At 68.8% G+C, this 17,723-nt stretch carries 20 protein-coding genes; 9 read left to right on the top strand and 11 right to left on the bottom strand.

Features of this window, described 5'->3' with window-relative positions:
- Positions 1-19: 19 nt before the first annotated feature.
- Genes fliE through flgB form a run of 3 tightly spaced genes read right to left on the bottom strand, consistent with a single transcriptional unit; the run spans position 20 to position 1,209 of the window.
- The gene (fliE, locus tag AC3IPP_RS03340; RefSeq protein ID WP_087141530.1) at positions 20-343 is read right to left on the bottom strand and encodes a flagellar hook-basal body complex protein FliE; all 324 of its coding nucleotides are present in this window, start codon (positions 341-343) and stop codon (positions 20-22) included.
- A gap of 13 nt (positions 344-356) precedes the next feature.
- Positions 357-791 (bottom strand): flagellar basal body rod protein FlgC, encoded by a 435-nt coding sequence (gene flgC / locus AC3IPP_RS03335; protein ID WP_256968325.1) that lies wholly within the window; start codon positions 789-791, stop codon positions 357-359.
- 13 nt (positions 792-804) lie between these two features.
- Positions 805-1,209 carry a flagellar basal body rod protein FlgB gene (gene flgB, locus AC3IPP_RS03330; RefSeq protein ID WP_087141531.1) on the bottom strand — a complete coding sequence of 135 codons (405 nt, stop codon included), beginning with the start codon at positions 1,207-1,209 and terminating at the stop codon, positions 805-807.
- 154 nt (positions 1,210-1,363) lie between these two features.
- Between flgB and AC3IPP_RS03325 the strand changes: the two genes are divergently transcribed.
- The 3 genes from AC3IPP_RS03325 to AC3IPP_RS03315 all read left to right on the top strand — a co-directional run bounded on the left by AC3IPP_RS03325 (position 1,364) and on the right by AC3IPP_RS03315 (position 3,044).
- Positions 1,364-1,642 carry a FliO/MopB family protein gene (locus AC3IPP_RS03325; protein WP_087141550.1) on the top strand — a complete coding sequence of 93 codons (279 nt, stop codon included), beginning with the start codon at positions 1,364-1,366 and terminating at the stop codon, positions 1,640-1,642.
- A gap of 209 nt (positions 1,643-1,851) precedes the next feature.
- On the top strand, positions 1,852-2,643 hold the full coding sequence (fliP, locus tag AC3IPP_RS03320; RefSeq protein ID WP_087141549.1) for a flagellar type III secretion system pore protein FliP: 792 nt from the start codon (positions 1,852-1,854) through the stop codon (positions 2,641-2,643).
- Positions 2,644-2,765: 122 nt separating this feature from the next.
- Positions 2,766-3,044, top strand: coding sequence for an HU family DNA-binding protein (locus AC3IPP_RS03315; RefSeq protein WP_003170475.1), 279 nt, complete (start codon positions 2,766-2,768; stop codon positions 3,042-3,044).
- A gap of 75 nt (positions 3,045-3,119) precedes the next feature.
- Here AC3IPP_RS03315 and AC3IPP_RS03310 read toward each other — a convergent pair whose 3' ends face one another.
- Complete coding sequence (locus AC3IPP_RS03310) at positions 3,120-5,951, bottom strand: tetratricopeptide repeat protein (protein WP_489150351.1); 2,832 nt, start codon at positions 5,949-5,951, stop codon at positions 3,120-3,122.
- 252 nt (positions 5,952-6,203) lie between these two features.
- Here AC3IPP_RS03310 and AC3IPP_RS03305 point away from each other — a divergent pair, with 252 nt between their 5' ends.
- Entirely contained in the window at positions 6,204-6,575 is a 372-nt protein-coding gene (locus AC3IPP_RS03305; protein ID WP_087141533.1) for a DUF983 domain-containing protein, read from the top strand.
- 27 nt (positions 6,576-6,602) lie between these two features.
- Here the strand turns inward: AC3IPP_RS03305 and AC3IPP_RS03300 are convergent, their stop codons facing one another.
- Entirely contained in the window at positions 6,603-7,919 is a 1,317-nt protein-coding gene (locus tag AC3IPP_RS03300; protein WP_489150350.1) for a metal-dependent hydrolase family protein, read from the bottom strand.
- A 126-nt stretch (positions 7,920-8,045) separates the two neighbouring features.
- Here AC3IPP_RS03300 and AC3IPP_RS03295 point away from each other — a divergent pair, with 126 nt between their 5' ends.
- A complete protein-coding gene (locus AC3IPP_RS03295) occupies positions 8,046-8,744 on the top strand; it encodes a murein L,D-transpeptidase catalytic domain-containing protein (RefSeq protein WP_087141535.1) in 699 nt (232 codons plus the stop codon).
- Between the two features lie 17 nt (positions 8,745-8,761).
- On the opposite strand, the gene purD is transcribed toward AC3IPP_RS03295, so the two are convergent.
- The 3 genes from purD to AC3IPP_RS03280 all read right to left on the bottom strand — a co-directional run bounded on the left by purD (position 8,762) and on the right by AC3IPP_RS03280 (position 10,765).
- Positions 8,762-10,039, bottom strand: a complete 1,278-nt coding sequence (purD, locus tag AC3IPP_RS03290) for a phosphoribosylamine--glycine ligase (protein ID WP_489150349.1) — start codon at positions 10,037-10,039, stop codon at positions 8,762-8,764.
- 72 nt (positions 10,040-10,111) lie between these two features.
- The gene (locus tag AC3IPP_RS03285; protein ID WP_489150348.1) at positions 10,112-10,528 is read right to left on the bottom strand and encodes a PRC-barrel domain-containing protein; all 417 of its coding nucleotides are present in this window, start codon (positions 10,526-10,528) and stop codon (positions 10,112-10,114) included.
- 18 nt (positions 10,529-10,546) lie between these two features.
- Positions 10,547-10,765 (bottom strand): hypothetical protein, encoded by a 219-nt coding sequence (locus AC3IPP_RS03280; protein ID WP_412876046.1) that lies wholly within the window; start codon positions 10,763-10,765, stop codon positions 10,547-10,549.
- A gap of 51 nt (positions 10,766-10,816) precedes the next feature.
- Here AC3IPP_RS03280 and xseA point away from each other — a divergent pair, with 51 nt between their 5' ends.
- The gene (gene xseA / locus AC3IPP_RS03275; RefSeq protein ID WP_489150347.1) at positions 10,817-12,421 is read left to right on the top strand and encodes an exodeoxyribonuclease VII large subunit; all 1,605 of its coding nucleotides are present in this window, start codon (positions 10,817-10,819) and stop codon (positions 12,419-12,421) included.
- Positions 12,422-12,581: 160 nt separating this feature from the next.
- Here the strand turns inward: xseA and AC3IPP_RS03270 are convergent, their stop codons facing one another.
- Positions 12,582-13,757 carry a DmpA family aminopeptidase gene (locus AC3IPP_RS03270; RefSeq protein ID WP_489150346.1) on the bottom strand — a complete coding sequence of 392 codons (1,176 nt, stop codon included), beginning with the start codon at positions 13,755-13,757 and terminating at the stop codon, positions 12,582-12,584.
- A gap of 86 nt (positions 13,758-13,843) precedes the next feature.
- Here AC3IPP_RS03270 and AC3IPP_RS03265 point away from each other — a divergent pair, with 86 nt between their 5' ends.
- Together AC3IPP_RS03265 and AC3IPP_RS03260 are read left to right on the top strand one after the other, a co-directional pair.
- Positions 13,844-14,050: a DUF2093 domain-containing protein gene (locus tag AC3IPP_RS03265; RefSeq protein ID WP_087141764.1), complete on the top strand. Its 207-nt coding sequence runs from the start codon at positions 13,844-13,846 to the stop codon at positions 14,048-14,050.
- A 60-nt stretch (positions 14,051-14,110) separates the two neighbouring features.
- The gene (locus tag AC3IPP_RS03260; protein WP_489150345.1) at positions 14,111-14,608 is read left to right on the top strand and encodes a response regulator; all 498 of its coding nucleotides are present in this window, start codon (positions 14,111-14,113) and stop codon (positions 14,606-14,608) included.
- Here the strand turns inward: AC3IPP_RS03260 and AC3IPP_RS03255 are convergent.
- Both AC3IPP_RS03255 and AC3IPP_RS03250 read right to left on the bottom strand, forming a co-directional pair.
- Entirely contained in the window at positions 14,605-15,507 is a 903-nt protein-coding gene (locus tag AC3IPP_RS03255; RefSeq protein WP_489151033.1) for a lysophospholipid acyltransferase family protein, read from the bottom strand. The genes AC3IPP_RS03260 and AC3IPP_RS03255 overlap by 4 nt on opposite strands.
- A gap of 49 nt (positions 15,508-15,556) precedes the next feature.
- Positions 15,557-16,327 (bottom strand): SDR family NAD(P)-dependent oxidoreductase, encoded by a 771-nt coding sequence (locus AC3IPP_RS03250; RefSeq protein WP_087141762.1) that lies wholly within the window; start codon positions 16,325-16,327, stop codon positions 15,557-15,559.
- A 109-nt stretch (positions 16,328-16,436) separates the two neighbouring features.
- Between AC3IPP_RS03250 and tipF the strand changes: the two genes are divergently transcribed.
- On the top strand, positions 16,437-17,705 hold the full coding sequence (gene tipF / locus AC3IPP_RS03245) for a flagella assembly cyclic-di-GMP phosphodiesterase TipF (protein ID WP_489150344.1): 1,269 nt from the start codon (positions 16,437-16,439) through the stop codon (positions 17,703-17,705).
- Positions 17,706-17,723 lie beyond the last annotated feature (18 nt).

The raw sequence follows: 17,723 nt of genomic DNA, 5'->3' as shown, positions 1-17,723 counted from the left end.
ACGGCGCATCAAGGCCCCGTCAGATCGGCATCCGCATGATTTCCTGATAGGCCGAGATCACCTGGTCGCGGACGGCCATGACCGTCTCCAGCGAGGCTTCGGCCGATGAGATGGCCGTGACGACGTCGATCAGATTGCCTTGCCCCTGGACCGATTGGGCCATCTGGGTTTCAGCCGCGCGGGTCTGCTGCGTCGTCTGCGTCATGACGTTCTGCAGCAAATCGGCGAAGCCTCCGGCCGCGTTCGGGCCGGTGCTGGCGGCCGCATTGGCCGAAGTGGTGACGCTGACGCCGCTCCCGCCCTGTGCGGCGGCGTAGGCGCGGGCGGCCATGATCGGGTTCATGCCCTAAGCCCTCTTATTTCTTGATGATGTCGAGGGTGCGGGACTCCATGTTCCGCGCCGTCTCGATGACGTTCAGATTGGCCTCATAGGCGCGCTGCGCCTCGCGCATGTCCATCGCCTCGACCAGGGTGTCGACGTTGGGCCGCTGGACATAGCCTTCCGCGTTGGCCGCCGGGTGCGAGGGGTCGTAGTCCATGCGGAAGTTGCTCTGGTCCGGCCGCACCTCGGCCAAGACCACGCCGGTCGCGCCGTCGACGTTGCGGGCCTGGAACACCGGCGTCTGGCGGCGATAAGGCTGACCGCCCGCGACGTTGGCCGTCGATTCCGCGTTGGCGATGTTCTCGGCGATGATGCGCATCCGCGACTGCTGCGCCTTCAGCGCGCTCGAGGCGACGGCCATGGCGGTGTTGCGTGGGGTGACGGGACGGCCGTTGATCGGGTCAGGCATGATTCAGTCCCCCTCAGGCGCCGGGCTTCTTGGCCGCCAGGCGGATCATCTGCATCGACTTCTGGTAGAAGCCGATGGCGGCGTCATAAGCCATGCGGCTCTCGGCCATCTTGAGCATCTGCTCCTCGACCACGACCGAATTGCCGTCCAGCGTGGTCTCGGAATCCGGGGCGTTGGTCGCCTCGAACCGCGCGGCCTGGCCGGGCGGCGAGATGTGGCGGGCGTTAGTGGCCATCATGCGCAGCCCGCCGCCCGTCCGCATCGCCTCGGCGAAGTCGGTCGGCGTCTTCAGGTCGCGCGCGACATAGCCGGGGGTGTCTGAGTTGGCGACGTTCTGGGCGATCACCCGTTGACGGTCGTCCAGCCAGCCCAGGCGGCCCTTGATCTGATTCAGCAGCGGCAGGTCGGTGACGGACACGCGAATCCCTCGGACGAACGGATCGGCAGAATTTGCCGCCTGCATGGTTAATATCTCGTATCCCTAAACGCGCCGTTAACCACGTCCGTTGAAACATGCCCTCGAAGCGCCGCGTCCGCGCGCCGCCGCCGTATGCGTCTGGGGCTGCATCCGCATGAACTTCCTCGATCTGTTCCGGGCGATCTTCGGCCTGGCCATCACCCTGGGCATTATCGGCCTGGCCGCCTGGGCGGCGCGCCGCTATGCGCCCGAATTCCTGGCTCGCTTCCAGGGACAGCAGGGCCAGGTGCGGCGGATGAAGGTCATCGAGACCCTGATGCTGGACCCCTCGCGCCGCCTGGTGCTGATCCGCGTCGATGACGAAGAACGCCTGATCCTGCTGGGCGAAGGCCGCGAACTGATCGAGCCGCGCCAGCCGGGAGGCGTGAAGTGAAGGGCCGCAAGCACGGCGCCTCTCCCTCCCCGTCCCGGGGAGGGTGGTCGCGCAGCGACCGGGTGGGGGCGGCAGGGCTATTCAGACGCGCCCTATCGAAATTCACCCAAGCCCGCGCTCAGGATCGCCCGGCCGCCCCCACCCGGCCTCGCCCTGCGGGCTCAGCCACCCTCCCCGGGACGGGGAGGGAGAGGCAGAGCGTGTTCGGCATGCCCACGCGCGCGGAGTTGAAGCGCGCGGCCCTGCTGTCGCTGATCACCACCGCCCTGTGTCTGGTCTGGCCGCTGGGCGCCCTGGCGCAGGAGGCGGCGCAGAGCGGATCGGCCATCAACATCGACCTGGGCAGCGGCGCGGGCCTGACGCAGCGCGTCGTGCAGCTGGTCGGGCTGATGACCGTGCTGTCGCTGGCGCCGTCCATCGTCATCATGACCACCAGCTTCGTGCGAATCGTCGTGGTGCTGTCCCTGCTGCGGACGGCGCTGGGGATGCAGCAGTCCCCGCCGAACGCCGTCCTGGTGTCCCTGGCCCTGTTCCTGAGCGCCATCGTCATGGGTCCGACGTGGCAGGACGCCTATGATTCGGGTGTCCGCCCTCTGATGGATCAGCAGATGGAGCTGCCTCAGGCGTTCGATGCGGCGTCCGAACCGGTGAAAACCTTCATGCTGGCCCAGGTGAAGCCGGACGACCTGGCGTTGTTCACTCGCCTGTCGCGTGTGGAGGCCCCGGCGGACATGCAGGACCTGCCCCTGCGCGTGGTCACGCCGGCCTTCATGATCAGTGAGTTGAAGACCGCCTTCACCATCGGATTTCTTCTTTTTGTTCCGTTCCTTGTGATCGATCTGGTGGTCGCCAGCGTGCTCATGTCCATGGGTATGATGATGCTGCCGCCGGTGGTGGTCAGCCTGCCGTTCAAGCTGATCTTCTTCGTCCTGGTGGACGGGTGGAGACTGGTCGCCGGCAGCCTGGTCGAGAGCTTCCAGAGAGCCTCCGGAACCGGATAAATCCCCAGCCTGCAAGGCCTGCGCGCTGATGCGGGCTTGCCAAGCTCCCCAAAACCGTCGTTGATCCCCCGGTCCTCGCCCGGCGCTTCTTTCCGGGCGACCACCATCGGGAAAATACCCTCATGACCACTCAAGCTGAACTGATCGCCGCCGTCGCCAAAGACGCGGGCGTGTCGCAAGCTGACGCCGGCAAGGTGCTGACCGCCATTGTCGAGAACATCCACAAGGCCCTGAAGAGCGGCGACGACGTTCGCATCTCGAACCTGGGCGTGTTCGACACGGCTGAGCGCGCCGAGCGCGAAGGCCGCAACCCGGCCACGGGCGCGACGATCAAGATCCCGGCCTCGAAGGCCGTGCGCTTCCGCGTGTCGAAGCCTCTGAAGGACGCCGTCAACGGCTAAGCCTTACAGGCGCGTTCGATCCTCCTTGCGGGGATAGACGCAAAAAACCCCTCTCCCGCCGGGAGGGGGGTTTTTTTATTGGCCCGCGCCGCTCTTCGCGCGGAACTCGGCCTTGGTCTGGGTGATCCAGCCGGCATAGGCGTCTGCCCCGGCGCTGAGGGCGGCGAAGTCCTGCGGGCGGCCGGAGCCGTCGGCCCCGTCCAGTCCCGCCAGCGCCACCCGGATGGCGCCGGGCGAACGCGCCCCTTCGGCGAAGCGGGCGTAGTTCTTAGACAGGCGGTTCAGCGCCCCTGCGTCCCGCGCCAGGGAGTAGCCGGCGCCCGCACGAATCAGGCGCGTTTCCTCGACCTCGCTGAGCGGGACGGCCGTCTCCTTCCAGCGATCGCCCAGACGCTGTTCATAGAGGGCGGCGGCCGCCCCCCATTGCTGCTGCTTCCACAGGATATCGGCGCGCACGTCGCGCGCGGCGGGCGAAGCGTCCTTGCCCAGCACCTCCAGCGCATGGTCATAGCGGCCCAGCTCCATCAGGGCGCGAGCCTCCAGCGCGCGGCGCTCCTGATTCATGGCCGTGGGCAGCAGGGTCGTGCGCGATGACCACAGGGCCTTCAGCGCCTCTTCCGGCTGGCGGTTCATCAGATAGACGGCGGCCAGATTGGTCGACACCTGGGCCTTGGCCACCCCGTCCAGCCGGTTCTCGGCCTGATATTTCAGCAGCTCCGCCGCCTGATCCAGCAGGTCCACATCGATCAGGCGCCGGGCCAGGCGCCGCACCATCTCGTCTCCGTCGGCGCCGACGGGCGTCAACTCGCGGAAGTCGAAGAACAGGGCCAGCGCCTGCACCGGCTGCAGGCCGTCGGCCGCGCCTTCCAGGAACAGGGCGCGGAAGGCGTTGTCGAGATCAGCCTGAAGCCGGTCGCCGCCCGGCAGGGTGACGATCTTCGACCCGGCCGTCTTCAGCGTGGTCAGGGCCTCGCGATAGCGGCCCTGCGACAGATAAAGCTCGCCCAGAGTGCGGATCACCGCCAGCTCGGTCGCATCCCCGCGCCAGCGCCATTTCAGCGCCTCCAGCTGGGCGGCGGCCGCGTCGGCTTTCAGCGTCCCCTTGGCCATCTCCAGCTTGATGACGCCCAGGCGCGCAGGCGTGGCGATGCCGTCCAGCGGGGCGCGCGCCACGGCCTTGTAGATCGCCAGGGCGCGGTCGGGGTTCTGATCCAGTTCGAACAGCCGCGCCTGCACCAGGCGGGCCGTCAGTTGATCGGGAGCCGAAACGTTCGGCTGGCTGAAGACATAGGCCAGCAGTTCGCGCGCGGCGTCGGCGTCGCCGGTCTCGACCGCCGCCATGGCGTGGGCGGCGCCGAAGCGGGCGCGCCATTCGGGAGCGAAGCCGTCGACCACGCCTGCGCCTGCTGCAAACAACCGCCGCGCGTTGGCCCAGTCGCCTTGCTGAGCCGCGATATATCCCTGCCACACCTTGGTCGAGGGATCGCCCGCCAGGGCGCCGGACGAGAAGTCAGCCTCGGCCTCGGCGAAGCGGCCGATGGAGGCGCGGGCAGCGCCCCGCAGGCCACGCACCTCGGCCACGCCCTGCATGGCGGGCGTCTGCTTGATCAGGGCATTCAGCACCCCGACCGCCTCGAACCCCAGACCATGACCGATCAGGAAGCGGGCGTAGGCCAGCCGCGCCTCGATCGGGGCGCGCGGGTCTTCAGTCGCGCGGCCGCTCTCGCGTTCGGCGGCGTCCTGAAGGGCGCGGTGGCGGGCGGTGAAGCCGCCCTCGTCCGCATCGGCGGACCAGTCGGCCAGGATCAGGGCCGGGCGCGACGCGGCGCGCGGCGCGTCCCCACCCTCGACCGCCGTCTCCAATCCGGCTGTAGGTGAAGACAGGGTCAGACCGCGCGGGCGCGTCACCGTCACCAGGTCGCCGTCGGCGGTGACGCTCAGGTCATCGGTCGGCGTCTCGATCGCCAGGCCATGGGCGGTGGGCAGGAAGCCCGCGTCCACCGTGCGCCGACCGGTCTTCAGCCCCTTGCCGGGAGCCAGGGCGGTGACGGCGGCGAAGCGGTCGCCGATCATCGGGTCGGTCAGCCAGACGGTGCGGGTCGCCCCAGCCATGCGCGCGGTCAGCGACGCCTTGACCGCATCGTCGCGCTCGATGTCCACGCCGCTGGGCGAGGGCGCGGTTCCGCCGATGGTCACGACCCAGGTCGATCCCTCGGCGCGGGCGGCCACAGCCTGGCCCGGCTCGACCGGAATGCGCACGGCGGTGAAATCGGGACCGGCGGCCCAGCGGGCGCCGCTCAACGCCTCGCCCTTCATCTCCATGCGGGCGGCGTGGTCGAAGACGGCCCAGACCGCCTCGCCGCGCCGGAAGACGGCGGCGCCGACCGGCCCGTTCCAGGCGAAACGCATCACCGTCTGCTGGCCCTTGACCTCAGCCGCCACCGGCACCGCCCCGCCGATCGGCACCGGCGAGGGGCGCGAACCGTCGGCGCGCGCGCCCGGCGCATACAGGTTCAGCCAGACGGCGCCGTCGGCGATCCCGCTGGTCGCGCCCGCCCCCTCGGCCAGGGTCAGGACCAGTTCGGTCGCCCCCTGGGCGGCGCGGGTCTCGATCTTCTCCAGCCCCTTGGGCGGATCGACGCGCAGGCGGCTGACGTCCGGAGCGGCGGTCGTGCCGATGCGGACCACGACGGTGCGGCCGTCCTGGCGCACCCGCGCACGCGATCCCACGATCCCGGCGAACTCGATCTTGGTGAAACCGGCGTTGGCGCCGATGCGGATTTCGACCGGCGCGCCCGCCTGGGCAAGCGACGGCGCCGGAGCCAGGGGCGCGAAGACGGCGACGCCCGCCGCGGCGGCCGCCACGGTCGTCTTCAGAACGCGCTTCTTGGCGGTGGCCCCGGACATATTGCGCGCATGCTCGCGCGAAGGGCTTTAATCGCGGTTAACAGGGCTTAAATCGCGGAAAACAAAGCCCTGCCCATCAACCTTCCCACATGGATAGGACAAAACACCCGCTTGCGTCCGGGCGCCCGAAGGCCGAAACCATCAGCCATCGTTCTTTTCAGGAACAGTCCCGTGTCCGACCCTGCCTATCCCCCGTTGAGCCCGCTCAAAACCGGCCTACGCGCCCGCTGCCCCCGCTGCGGCGAAGGCCCGGTGTTCAAGGGCTATCTCGCCCTGCGCGAGTCCTGCCCGGAGTGCGGTCTGGACTACAGCTTCGCCGATCCGGCGGACGGCCCGGCCTTCTTCGTCATGTGCGCAGTCGGCGTCGTCGGCATGGTCGCCTTCATGATCTTCGAGTTCACCGTGCACCCGCCGATCTGGGTCCATTTCGTCGTGACCTTCCCGATCCTGGCGGCCATGTGCCTGTGGGTGCTGCGGCCTTTCAAGGGATGGATGGTGGCCGAGCAGTATTTCCACAAGGCGGAAGAAGCCACCTTCGTCAGCGTCGGCAAGCATGGCGAAGGCTACGGCTGGCGCGGCCAGGCCGAGCGCGCCGCCAAGGCCGCCGCCCGCGATAAGGACTGAGCGGCGGCCTCTTCTTAGGCGGTTGGATCAGTCGGCCCGGAAGACCTGGCCGCCCTTCATCACGAAGCGCACGCGCTCCAGTTCGGTGACGTCCGTCAGCGGATCGCCGCCGACCGCGATCAGGTCGGCGGGCATGCCCGGCGCCAGACGACCGGCTTCGTTCTGGATGCGCAGGTGCTCGGCGGCGCCGACGGTCGCCGACTGGATCGCCTCAAGCGGCGTCAGACCGGCGCGGACCAGCAGGGCGAACTCCCGCGCGTTGTCGCCGTGGGCCGAGACGCCCGAGTCGGTGCCGAAGGCGATCTTGACCCCGCCGCGATGGGCGCGCGCGGCCATGTCCAGCATCTTTGGACCGGCTTCCAGCGCCTTGGCCGTCTGGGCCGGGGTGAAGAAGTTGTCCGGGCTGGAGGCGACGCGGGCCACGAAGTCGCCCGCCATCAGGGTCGGCACCAGCCAGGCGCCGTTCGCCTTGAACTGACGCATGGATTCATCGTCCAGATAGGTGCCGTGCTCGATGGAGTCGCCGCCCGCCTTCAGGAAGGCGTTGATGCCGTCGCCGCCGTGGGCGTGGGCGGTGACCTGGCGGCCCATGCGATGGGCGACCTCGACGATGGAAGCCAGTTCGTCCTCGGTGAACTGTTGCGCCAGGCCTGCGGCCGTATTGGACAGGACGCCGCCCGTGGCCGTGATCTTGATGATGTCGGCGCCCGCGCGCACCTGCATCCGCACCGCGCGACGGCAGTCTTCCGGACCCGAGCAGATGCTCTCGGGCGACATCAGATGCAGGATGTCGTCGCGATAGCCGTTGACGTCGCCGTGGCCCCCGTGAACCGAAACGGCCGAACCGGCGGCGATGATGCGCGGTCCGGGCACGTCGCCCGTGCGGATGGCGTCGCGCAGGGCGAAGATGGATTCGTTCGTCGCCCCCAGGTCGGCCACCGTAGTGAAGCCCGCATTGAGCGTGCGCCGCGCATACCGCGCGCCGACCATGGCCTGGGCCGCGTTGGACTGCGTCAGTCCGTCGAGGCGCGAATTCGGGTTCGATTCGAAGGTCAGGTGGACGTGGCTGTCGATCAGCCCCGGCAGGACGAAGGCCGAGCGCAGATCGACGACGTTCCCCTCGCCGACGAAGCCGTCGCGGATCTCGACGATCTGGTTCCCTCTGATCACGAGAGTTTTATCACGCAGCACCCGGCCGCTGGCCGGATCGGCCAAAAGCCGCCCCACTTGAACGAACTTCGTCGGCTGTTCAGCGGAAACCGACGCCGGCGCCGGGGTTTGACGCGCTTCGGCGCCGGTCGCGGCCAGAACGGCCGCGGTCACAATCAGGGCAAGCTTTTTCATTTATCCCTCCCGTTACTGAGGCGGGCAACATAACCGTTCCAATCTTTGCGCCAAGGCCAAGGTTGCCTTGCACGGACGGTTCATGAAACAAGCCGATACAGTTGTTTAACGTGCGAGGGGCGTCGCATGCGGCTTTCCAGACGTGGCTTGATCCTGGGCGGTTCGGCCCTGTTGGCGGGGTGTTCCTCCGCCGCTTCCACCACCAGCCTTCAGCTCGCCGGAGCCGTCGCTCCAAACCTTCCGACCCTGCCTGAGCGGGCGGCGGCGGCTCACGTCCAGGTCGCACAGGCCGGGACGGCGATCGATCCCCACGGCGTCGTCCGCAAGGATCTGCTCGAACGCGCCCGCGCCGCCCTGGACGTGCACGGCCACAAGATCAGCCGACGCGACCGCATGTATCTGGTCGATTTCCAGAAATTCTCGGGCGAGGACCGCTTCTACGAGGTCGATCTGGAAGGCGGCTGGGTCACGGCCTACCGCACCAGCCACGGACGCGGCTCGGACCCGGCGCACTCAGGCTACGCCCAGCAGTTCTCGAACCGCCCGGACAGCCATATGTCGTCCATCGGCGCCTACGCCACGGCGGGCGCCAGCTGGGGCAGCCAGCAGGGGCCGAACGTCCTGCTGGACGGGTTGGAGTATTCCAACAACCTGGCGCGCGAACGGGCCATCATCATCCACGGCGCCGACTACGCCGACCCGGCCTTCCTGGCGCGCCAGGGCAAGCTGGGCCGGTCCTACGGCTGCTTCTCGGTGTCTCACGCCGACCTCGTCCCCCTGCGCGAGCGCATGGGCGAAGGCCGGCTGCTGTTCGCCATGACCTAAAGCACGGCGGAGCCGCCTCAGCGCGGCTCCAGCGCCCGCCAGCCGATGTCGGTGCGGTGGAAACCGCCCGGCCAGTCGATCCTGGCGATGGCCTCATAGGCGCGCTCGCGCGCCTGGGCCACGTCGTCGCCATAGGCGCAGACGTTCAGCACACGACCGCCCGCCGCCGCCAGGACGCCGTCATCGCGCAGCTTGGTCCCGGCATGGAAAACTTGGACGTGCGGGCCGAAGTCCTGATCTGCGCCGCGGATGACCGAGCCTTCCAGCGGGCTGTCGGGATAGCCCTTGGCCGCCAGCACCACGCAGATCACCACCCCCGGCTTGAACGCCGGCGCCGGCGCCTGGGTCAGGTCGCCGCGCGCGCAGGCCAGCAGCAGCGGCACGACGTCGCCGTCCAGCCGCATCATCAGCACCTGACACTCCGGATCGCCGAAGCGGGCGTTGAACTCGACCACCTTGGGGCCTTCGGCCGTCGCCATCAGTCCGACGTAGAGGACGCCGCGATAGGGGGCGCCTTCCTCGGCCATCTTCTGAATGGTCGGAACGACCACGCGGTCGTTGGCCGCCTGGGTGAAGGCCGCCGTGAAGACGGGCGCGGGCGAATAGGCGCCCATGCCGCCGGTGTTCGGCCCCAGATCGCCGTCGAAGGCGCGCTTGTGGTCCTGGGCGCCGCCGAACAGCACGGCCCGCGTTCCGTCCGACAGGGCGAAGAGTGAGCCCTCCTCCCCGTCCATGAATTCCTCGATCACCACGCGCGATCCGGCCGATCCGAACCGCCCGCCCAGCATTCGCTCGATCTCGGCCTCCGCGTCGGCGCGATCGGGACTGATGGCCACGCCCTTGCCCGCCGCCAGACCGTCGGCCTTGATGACATAGGGGGTCGAATACCGATCCAGCGCCGCCTTGGCCGAGGCGACGTCCTCATAGACGCCATAGCCCGCCGTCGGGATGCCGTGACGCTGCAGGAAGGCCTTGGAGAAGGCCTTAGAGGTCTCCAGTTGCGCCGCCGCCTGCGTCGGGCCGAAGCAGGGGACGCCCGCCGCGTTCAGCCGGTCGGCCAGACCCTCGGCCAGCGCTGATTCCGGGCCGACCACGACCAGATCCGCCTTCATCTCGCGCGCCAGGGCCGCCAGGCCTTCGGCGTCAGTCGCCTTGAGGTCGGGGCGCATCTCGCCCAGCTTGGCCATGCCCGGATTGCCGGGCGCGACGACGAGCCGCGTCACCAGCGGCGACTGGGCGATCTTCCAGGCCAGGGCGTGTTCGCGCCCTCCCGATCCGACGAGCAGAATGTTCATGGGGGCGGAATGGCCGCACGCGCCGTCCCGGTCAAGCGCCGGAAAGGGTTAGCGGCCCCTCGACGGCGGAAATCAGGGAACCCAGGCGGGCAAGGCTTTCAACTGCGCCAGCGTCATGTTCGACACCAGGTCGTAGTCATCGCCCTCCTTCCGCGTTGTCAGGCCATCCAGCGAAATACGGACCCAGCGCGGGCCGCGCTCGCCTGCCGGCTCGATGATCAGGCCGGTGATGGCGCCCGAGGCGTCCATATCGACCCGCTGAACGTCGCCCAGATCGACGCCCGCAGGCGTGATGAGGTCGGCGTCCTCCAGTTGCGTCACGGTCAAGCCCAGGGCCATGGCCCCCGCCGGGGCGGCGGGCTCGCCATGAACGGTCGGCGCCGAGGCGGCGTCGGGCGAGGCCTCGGGCGTTCTGTCCGGCTTGGCCGGCGGCTGCGAACAGGCCGCCAGCAGGGCCGCAGCCGAGGCGGCCGCGAACAAGGTCCTCATCATCAAACCCTCCTGTCTCTAGATCAGGGCCGAGACCACATAGACGCCGGCGCCGGCCAGAAGAATCAGCCCCAGAACCAGCCACGGGCTGAGCGTCGGATTGTTGCTGCGGCGCGCCAGTTCGCGCTCGCGCGCCTGGTCAGGCGGCAGGTCGTCGGCCGTCGGCTCTTCCGGAAACGGGTCTGGAGACTGCACCATGATCGGCGAACGCGCGCGGGGACGCGGCCGTTCCGCCACGCTTGCCGCCCATGTCTTTGCGCGCGCGGCGGCGACGGCTAGGGTGCCGTCATGACCTCCGACGACGACTACGCCTTCGAGGGCGCGGCTCCGCTGCCCGCCCGCGACAACAACCCGCCGCTGTCGATCTCGGAGCTGAGCTTCGCGCTCAAACGCACCCTGGAGGAACGCTTCGGCCATGTGCGGCTGCGCGGCGAGATCTCCAAGGTGAACCGCCACGCCTCGGGCCACGTCTATCTGACGCTGAAGGACGACAAGTCGGCCATCGACGGCGTGATCTGGAAGGGCGTGGTGCGCGGCCTGGGCGTCCAGCCGGAGACGGGACTGGAGGTCATCGTCACCGGCAAGATCACCTCTTACCCCGCGCGCTCCTCCTATCAGATCGTGATCGAGAGCATGGAGGCGGCGGGCGCGGGCGCCCTGCTGGCCCAGTTGGAGCGGCTGAAGGTCAAACTGCGCGACGAGGGCCTGTTCGACCCGGCGAAAAAGAAGGCCCTGCCGACCTTCCCCGCGACCATCGGCGTCATCACCAGTCCGACCGGCGCGGTGATCCGCGACATCCTGCACCGCATCGCCGAGCGCTGGCCCAGCCGCGTCATCGTCTGGCCGGTGGTGGTTCAGGGCGACGCCGCCAGCGGTCAGGTCGCCAACGCCATCCGCGGCTTCGACCAGATGACGCCGGACGGCCCGATCCCCCGCCCCGACCTGCTGATCGTCGCGCGCGGCGGCGGCTCGGTCGAGGATCTGTGGTGCTTCAACGACGAAGCCCTGGCGCGCACGGTCGCGGCCGCCCGCATCCCCATCATCTCGGCCGTGGGGCACGAGACGGACACCACCCTGATCGACTTCGTGTCCGACCGCCGGGCGCCGACGCCCACTGGCGCGGCCGAGATCGCCACGCCGGTGCTGGCCGATCTGCGCTGGGCGCTCAGCGATCTGGAGGGCCGCCTGTCGCGCGCCGGGTCACGGATGCTGGAGGACCGCCGCACCCGTCTGCGCGCCGCCGCGCGCGGCCTGCCCGCCCGCCCCGAAGACCTGCTGGCCCTGCCGCAGCAACGGCTGGATCACGCCGCCAGCCGCCTCGGCTCGGGCCTTCATCGCAATGTCGCCGTGCATGAGCGCCAGCTGGCGGTCGCCGCCGGTCGCCTGACGCCCGGCCTGCTGCGCGCCCGCGTCGAGCGCGGTCAGGACCGCCTGCGCGGCGCCGCCGACCGTCTGACTTCCGCCCTTCAGGCCGGCGTCGCCCGCAACGAGCGCCGACTGTTGCAGACGGCGGGTCGCCTCAGCCCCGCGCCCTTGCATCGCCGCCTCGACCAGCGGCAGGCGCGGCTGGAGGCGCTGAGCGTGCGTCTGGACGGCGTCATGCCGCGTCGGCTGGAGCGCGCCGAGGACCGCCTCGCCGCCCTGTCCCGCGCCCTGACGACGCTGAACCCCAAGACGCCCAAGCCCGGCTTCGCCCGCATCGAGGACGCCGACGGCGCCATGATCGCCTCCGCCGCCGCCCTGTCGCCGGGGCAGGCCGTGCAGATCGTCTTTGGCGACGGCGCCAAGGGCGCGACCATCGACGGCGAAGGTTCAACGCCGCGTGCTGCCCCGGCGCCCAAGCCCGCGCCGCGCCCGAAGGCGCCGCCCGCAAGCCAGGGCGACCTGTTCTGATCCCTGAAAATTCCGCTCATCCCGGCGGAGGCCGGGACCCAGTGCTTTGGCTTCAACCTCAGCGCCTGAACACTTGGCGGCAAATTTCAGAGAACCGAGCGCGTCGCTCTTACTGGGTCCCGGCCTCCGCCGGGATGAGCGGGTTTAGAGGGGCGGCGCTTTAACGGCTGGCCATCTCGCCCAGCACCGCCTTCACCGCCTCGATGTCCAGCGCTTCGATCGTGACCGACTTGCCGTCGATCACCGACGTCGTCGTCTGCGCCTTCAGCAGGGAGTTGAGGATGGCCTCCTCCGTCGCCTCGGCGACCGCGACGAACAGGGGCGACATCCGGTCGTTCGGCCAGTCCGCCACGCTCGCCTGCCCCGCCCGGCGCTCAGGCGTCCGCCGCACGCCTTCCGCCGTTGAAAAGGCGATCGCATAGTCCCCCGACCCGTTCGAGAACGCCGCCCCGGTCCGCGCCAGACCGGCGAAGGCGCGGTTCGCCAGCCGCTCCAGATTTCGGTCCGACAGGGGCGCATCGGTCGCCACCACGATCATGATGGAGCCGTCGGCGCGCTCATTCTCCACCTCTTCGCGCAGGTAGTAGCGGCCTAGCCGGACCCCGACCGGCGCCCCGTCGATGCTCAACACGCCGCCATAGTTCGACTGCACCAGCACCCCCACGGTGAAGCCGCCCAGACTGTCGGGCAGCTTGCGCGAACTGCTGCCGATCCCGCCCTTGAACCCGAAAGCAATGGTGCCCGTCCCGGCGCCGACCGCGCCTTGCTCGACCGGCCCCGGCGTCGCCGTCTCGATGGCTTGCACCACGTCGGCGGCGGTGACGACGCGCGCGCGGATGTCGTTCAGCCCGCCGTCGTTCGTCTCGCCCACCACGGCGTTGACCGAGCGGACGTCCTCATGCCCCGGCTGTTTCAGCGTCCAGTCCAGAACGCCGTCGATCCCCCGCGCCACAGACAGGGTGTTGGTCAGGACGATGGGCGTCTCGATCTCGCCCAGCTCCATGATCTGGGTCGCGCCCGCCAGCTTGCCGAAACCGTTGGCGACCGACAGGCCGGCTGGAACCTTGTCGCGGAACAGCGAGCCCCCGTGCGGCACGACGGCGGTGACGCCGGTGCGGACGCTGACGCCCGAGCGCAGCGTCACCTGCCCCACCTTCACCCCAGCCACGTCGGTGATGGCGTTCAGCGGTCCCGGAGACAGGATGCCCGGCGCTCGCCCCAACTCGCGAATGGTCGGGCGCGCTGCCGCACCATCCTGCGCCAGCGCGCCCGGCGCGGCGACCAGGACAGCGGCGGAAACGGCGGCAGCCAGGATGTCAGCGGGCGATCGAGACATGGAACATCCGAGATTGTGAACGACAAGCGGTCAGATGACGGCGATTCGCCTCTCGTCCCGCACAAGCTTCGCGTTATGATGGCGGCATGAGCACCCAGCCCCCCTCTTCCGCCTCCAGCGAGGCCTGCCTTCACTACGGCGACGGCGAGTTCGCCGTCCTGTCCGCCGGGGCCTATGTGCGGTGCGCCGTCAGCGGCGCGACCATTCCCCTGACCGCCCTGCGCTATTGGTCGGTCGAGAAGCAGGAAGCCTACGCCGGACCGCACGAGTATCTGGCCGCCGCCGGGCGCTGAGCCCTTTTCTGATGTTGTCGCCGGATCGCATCCGGCTTCCCTGTTCGTCGGTGCCCTGAGATGTCAGCCCTGAGTTCGATCCACGTCCTGCTGGTCGACGACAACCCCAACATGCGCGCCATCGTCGCCGCCATGCTGAAGTCCGTCGGCGTCGGCCGTCTGAGTGAAGCCGAGGACGGCGTCGTCGCGCTGGAGCTGTTGCGCCGCGAGGCGATCGACATCGCCATCGTCGACTTCCGCATGAAGCCGATGGACGGCGCCGCCTTCACCCGCGCGGTCCGCAACGAGAGCGGCAGCGCCAACCCCTATCTGCCCGTCATCATGATGACGGGCCATTCCGAGAAGAGCCGCGTGACCGAGGCCCGCGACGCCGGCGTCACCGAATTCGTCGCCAAGCCGGTGAAGGCCCAGACCCTGCTGACGCGGATCGAGGCGGTGATCCTGCGCCCACGCCCCTTCGTGCGCTCGCCCGGCTATTTCGGGCCGGATCGCCGCCGTACAGGAACAAAGGACTACGCCGGTCCCTTCCGCCGCTCCGACGACGGCGTGCTGGATTAGGCGTCCGACGCCCGCAGCGCCTCATAGACCTGAGGCGGCCAACGCTTGTGGACCCAGAACCAGTCGACCGGATGCTCGCGCACACGGTCCTCAACGAAACGGTTGGCCGCTTGCACGCCCGTCAGCACATCGGCGGCCTTGTCGCCCGTGTCAGGCACGGCGATCGGCTCGTGCGCGGTGACGCGGAAGCGCACGCCGGGCAGGCGCACCACCGACAGGGGCTGCATCACCGTGCCGAACTTCAACGCCATGCGCGCCGCGCCGGGCGAAGCGTTGACCGGCTGGCCGAAGAACTCAACCTCCGGCCCCTGGCTGTATTTCTGATCCACCAACAGGGCGATGGACTCGCCGCGCTTCATCCCCGCCATCAGCTCGCGCGTGCCGTCGCCCTTGGGCGCGAACAGCTTGATGCCGTAACGCTCGCGGCTCTGGCGGATCAGGGCGTCGACGTAAGGGTTGTTGGCCGCGCGATAGGTCACCTGACACGGCACGCCCGCCGCCATGATGACCGCCGCCATGACCTCGAAATTGGCCAGATGGCCCGAGATCAGCACCACCGGCTTTCCGCTGTCACGCACGGCGTGCAGCCGTTCCAGTCCGACGATGTCAATCCGCCCGCTTTCCGGCGTCAGCCGGTCCATGACGGCCAGTTCGGCGAAGGTGCGGCCGGTCTGCTCCCACTGCTCCACCGCCAGACGGTCGCGTTCGGCGGCGTCCATGTCAGGGAAGGCGATGCGCAGATTGCGCCTTACCGTCCTATGCGTGCCGGTCAGCGGCCCCAGCGTCCGCAGCAGCTTGCCGCCGAAGCCCGAGGCCCGCTCGACGCCCAGCAGGCGCAGGAAGCCGAACAGCCCCTGGAACGCCGCCGCCTCCAGCCGCCAGACGATATCCTGGCCTATTTTGGCGGCGCTATCGCCCTTCGGGCTGCTTGAGCGCGTCTTGTTGTTCTCACCAGGCAATCGTCAGTCCACCGTCCACCACGAGGGTCTGGCCGGTCACATAGGCCGACGCAGGGCTGCACAGATAAACCGCCGTGCCCGCAATTTCATCCGGTTGGCCGATCCTTTTCAGCGGCGCCGGTTCGGTGACGGTCTTCAGCAGCTCCGGGTTCTCCCACAGGTATTTGGCGAAATCGGTCTGGACCAGGCCCGGCGCGATGCAGTTCACGCGCACGTTCGACGGCCCGAATTCGACCGCCAGATTGCGCGCCAGCTGCATGTCCGCCGCCTTGGAGATGTTGTAGGCGCCGATCAGGGCGTTCCCGCGAAGCCCGCCGATGGAGGAGATCAACAGGATCGCCCCGTCCTTCCGCTCCAGCATCTCCGGCGCGACCATGCCGATCAACCAGTGGTTGGAGATGACGTTGTTCTGAAGGATCTTTTCGAACTGCTCGTCTGCGATGCCCGCCATCGGCCCGGCGTAGGGGTTGCTCGCAGCGTTGCACACCAGGATGTCGATCTGGCCGAAGGCCGTGCGCGTATCATCCACCAGCCGCTGCAGGTCTTCCTTGGAGGCGATGTTGGCGGGAATGGCGATGGCGCGGCCCTCGCCGTGCTTCTCATTGATAGCCACGGCGACCTCTTCGCACGGCCCGGCCTTGCGCGAAGAAATGACGACGCGGGCGCCATGTTCGGCCAGACGCTCGGCGATAGCCTTGCCGATTCCCTTGGAAGAGCCGGTGATGATGGCGACCTTGCCGCTCAGATCGAACAATTCCATGCGTTAACCTCCTTTTACCGCCCGTTTATCCGTGCGGACCCTAGCCGTTAGCCTTCGTTAACGTGATACTTGATCGATTCTATAGGGAAAGGCGGTTCTGACCGGCCCCATGCGAAAGATCACCGGCGGCTTCCTGTTCTTCGGCTACCTGTTCCTCGCCCTGACCATCGGGGCGACGATCTGGCGCGCCGGTCTGGGCGGCGGCGCAGGCGCAGCCGGCGTGCTGGGCGCGCTGGGGATCATGGCCGGCGCCCACGCCATCGTTACCGGCATGGCCGACCGCCGCGCCCTTCGTCTGGAAATCGCCAAGGTGCGCGAGGCTCACCGCCTGCTGGCCGACGCGATGGAGTCGACGCAAGGCGCCCTGACCGAACTGGCCCAGGCCATCGAGACCGGCGCCCTGTCGCGCACCGACGCCCTGACCGGCGAGGTGCGGATGCTGGAAGGTCTGGTCCAGCAGATGAGCGAATCCATCGAGGAGCGACTCGCCGCCTCCACCTTGACCGCCGACACCTTCGAGGGCCGTCGTCAGGTCCAGTCGAACACCCTGCTGAAGACCGTCCATGACGCCCTCAGCGAGAACCGCGTCGACCTGTATCTGCAGCCGGTCGTGACCCTGCCCCAGCGGCGGACGGTCTTCTACGAGAGCTTCACCCGCCTGCGCGACCCGTCGAACCGGGTGATGATGCCGGCCGAATACCTGTCGGTGGCCGAGGGCGAGGGCCTGCTGCCCGCCATCGACAATCTGCTGCTGTTCCGCTGCGCCCAGATCGTGCGCCGTCTGGCCGGACAGGACCGCAAGGTCGGGGTCTTCTGCAACATCTCCCTGGCGTCGCTGGGCGACGAGACCTTCTTCCCCCAGTTCCTCGATTTCCTCAGCCAGAACCGCGACCTGAAGGACGCTCTGATCTTCGAACTGGGTCAGGCGACGTTCGACGCGCGCGGCGCCATCGAGGCGCGCAACATGGCCAAGCTGGCCGACCTGGGCTTCCGCTTCTCCATCGACAAGGTGCAGACGCTGGACCTGGACTTCGCCGACCTGCAACGCTCGGACGTGCGCTTCATCAAGGTGGCGGCCGACCTGCTGATCGAACAGCTTCTGGATCTCGACGGGGGCGCGCCCCTGCCGAGCCAGCCGGACATCCGCGCCGGGGACTTCGCCCCCCTGATCCGCCGCCACGGCCTCGAACTGATCGCCGAAAAGGTCGAGAGCGAGAAACAGGTCGTCGACATCCTCGAACTGGATATCGCCATGGGCCAGGGCCATCTGTTCGGCGAGCCGCGCGCCATCAAGGAAGCTGTCCTGGCCGAAACCGACCCGCCCGCCGACTTCGTCCGCTCGACGCTGAAATCGGCCGAGCAGAGGGTGCGCTTCTAAACCCACGGCCGAAAGCCG

The sequence above is a fragment of the Brevundimonas sp. KH_060 genome (genome assembly GCF_057838275.1).
Note: the sequence above shows the minus strand (reverse complement) of the source record. Positions and strands in the feature narration are given on the sequence as shown.

Excerpts from the sequence above, each read along its gene's own strand:
- fliE (WP_087141530.1), bottom strand. The coding sequence starts at position 343 with ATGAACCCGATCATGGCCGCCCGCGCCTACGCCGCCGCACAGGGCGGG.
- flgC (WP_256968325.1), bottom strand. The coding sequence starts at position 791 with ATGCCTGACCCGATCAACGGCCGTCCCGTCACCCCACGCAACACCGCC.
- AC3IPP_RS03325 (WP_087141550.1), top strand. The coding sequence starts at position 1,364 with ATGAACTTCCTCGATCTGTTCCGGGCGATCTTCGGCCTGGCCATCACC.
- fliP (WP_087141549.1), top strand. The coding sequence starts at position 1,852 with ATGCCCACGCGCGCGGAGTTGAAGCGCGCGGCCCTGCTGTCGCTGATC.
- AC3IPP_RS03315 (WP_003170475.1), top strand. The coding sequence starts at position 2,766 with ATGACCACTCAAGCTGAACTGATCGCCGCCGTCGCCAAAGACGCGGGC.
- AC3IPP_RS03310 (WP_489150351.1), bottom strand. The coding sequence starts at position 5,951 with ATGTCCGGGGCCACCGCCAAGAAGCGCGTTCTGAAGACGACCGTGGCG.
- AC3IPP_RS03300 (WP_489150350.1), bottom strand. The coding sequence starts at position 7,919 with ATGAAAAAGCTTGCCCTGATTGTGACCGCGGCCGTTCTGGCCGCGACC.
- AC3IPP_RS03295 (WP_087141535.1), top strand. The coding sequence starts at position 8,046 with ATGCGGCTTTCCAGACGTGGCTTGATCCTGGGCGGTTCGGCCCTGTTG.
- purD (WP_489150349.1), bottom strand. The coding sequence starts at position 10,039 with ATGAACATTCTGCTCGTCGGATCGGGAGGGCGCGAACACGCCCTGGCC.
- AC3IPP_RS03285 (WP_489150348.1), bottom strand. The coding sequence starts at position 10,528 with ATGAGGACCTTGTTCGCGGCCGCCTCGGCTGCGGCCCTGCTGGCGGCC.
- xseA (WP_489150347.1), top strand. The coding sequence starts at position 10,817 with ATGACCTCCGACGACGACTACGCCTTCGAGGGCGCGGCTCCGCTGCCC.
- AC3IPP_RS03270 (WP_489150346.1), bottom strand. The coding sequence starts at position 13,757 with ATGTCTCGATCGCCCGCTGACATCCTGGCTGCCGCCGTTTCCGCCGCT.
- AC3IPP_RS03265 (WP_087141764.1), top strand. The coding sequence starts at position 13,844 with ATGAGCACCCAGCCCCCCTCTTCCGCCTCCAGCGAGGCCTGCCTTCAC.
- AC3IPP_RS03260 (WP_489150345.1), top strand. The coding sequence starts at position 14,111 with ATGTCAGCCCTGAGTTCGATCCACGTCCTGCTGGTCGACGACAACCCC.
- AC3IPP_RS03250 (WP_087141762.1), bottom strand. The coding sequence starts at position 16,327 with ATGGAATTGTTCGATCTGAGCGGCAAGGTCGCCATCATCACCGGCTCT.
- tipF (WP_489150344.1), top strand. The coding sequence starts at position 16,437 with ATGCGAAAGATCACCGGCGGCTTCCTGTTCTTCGGCTACCTGTTCCTC.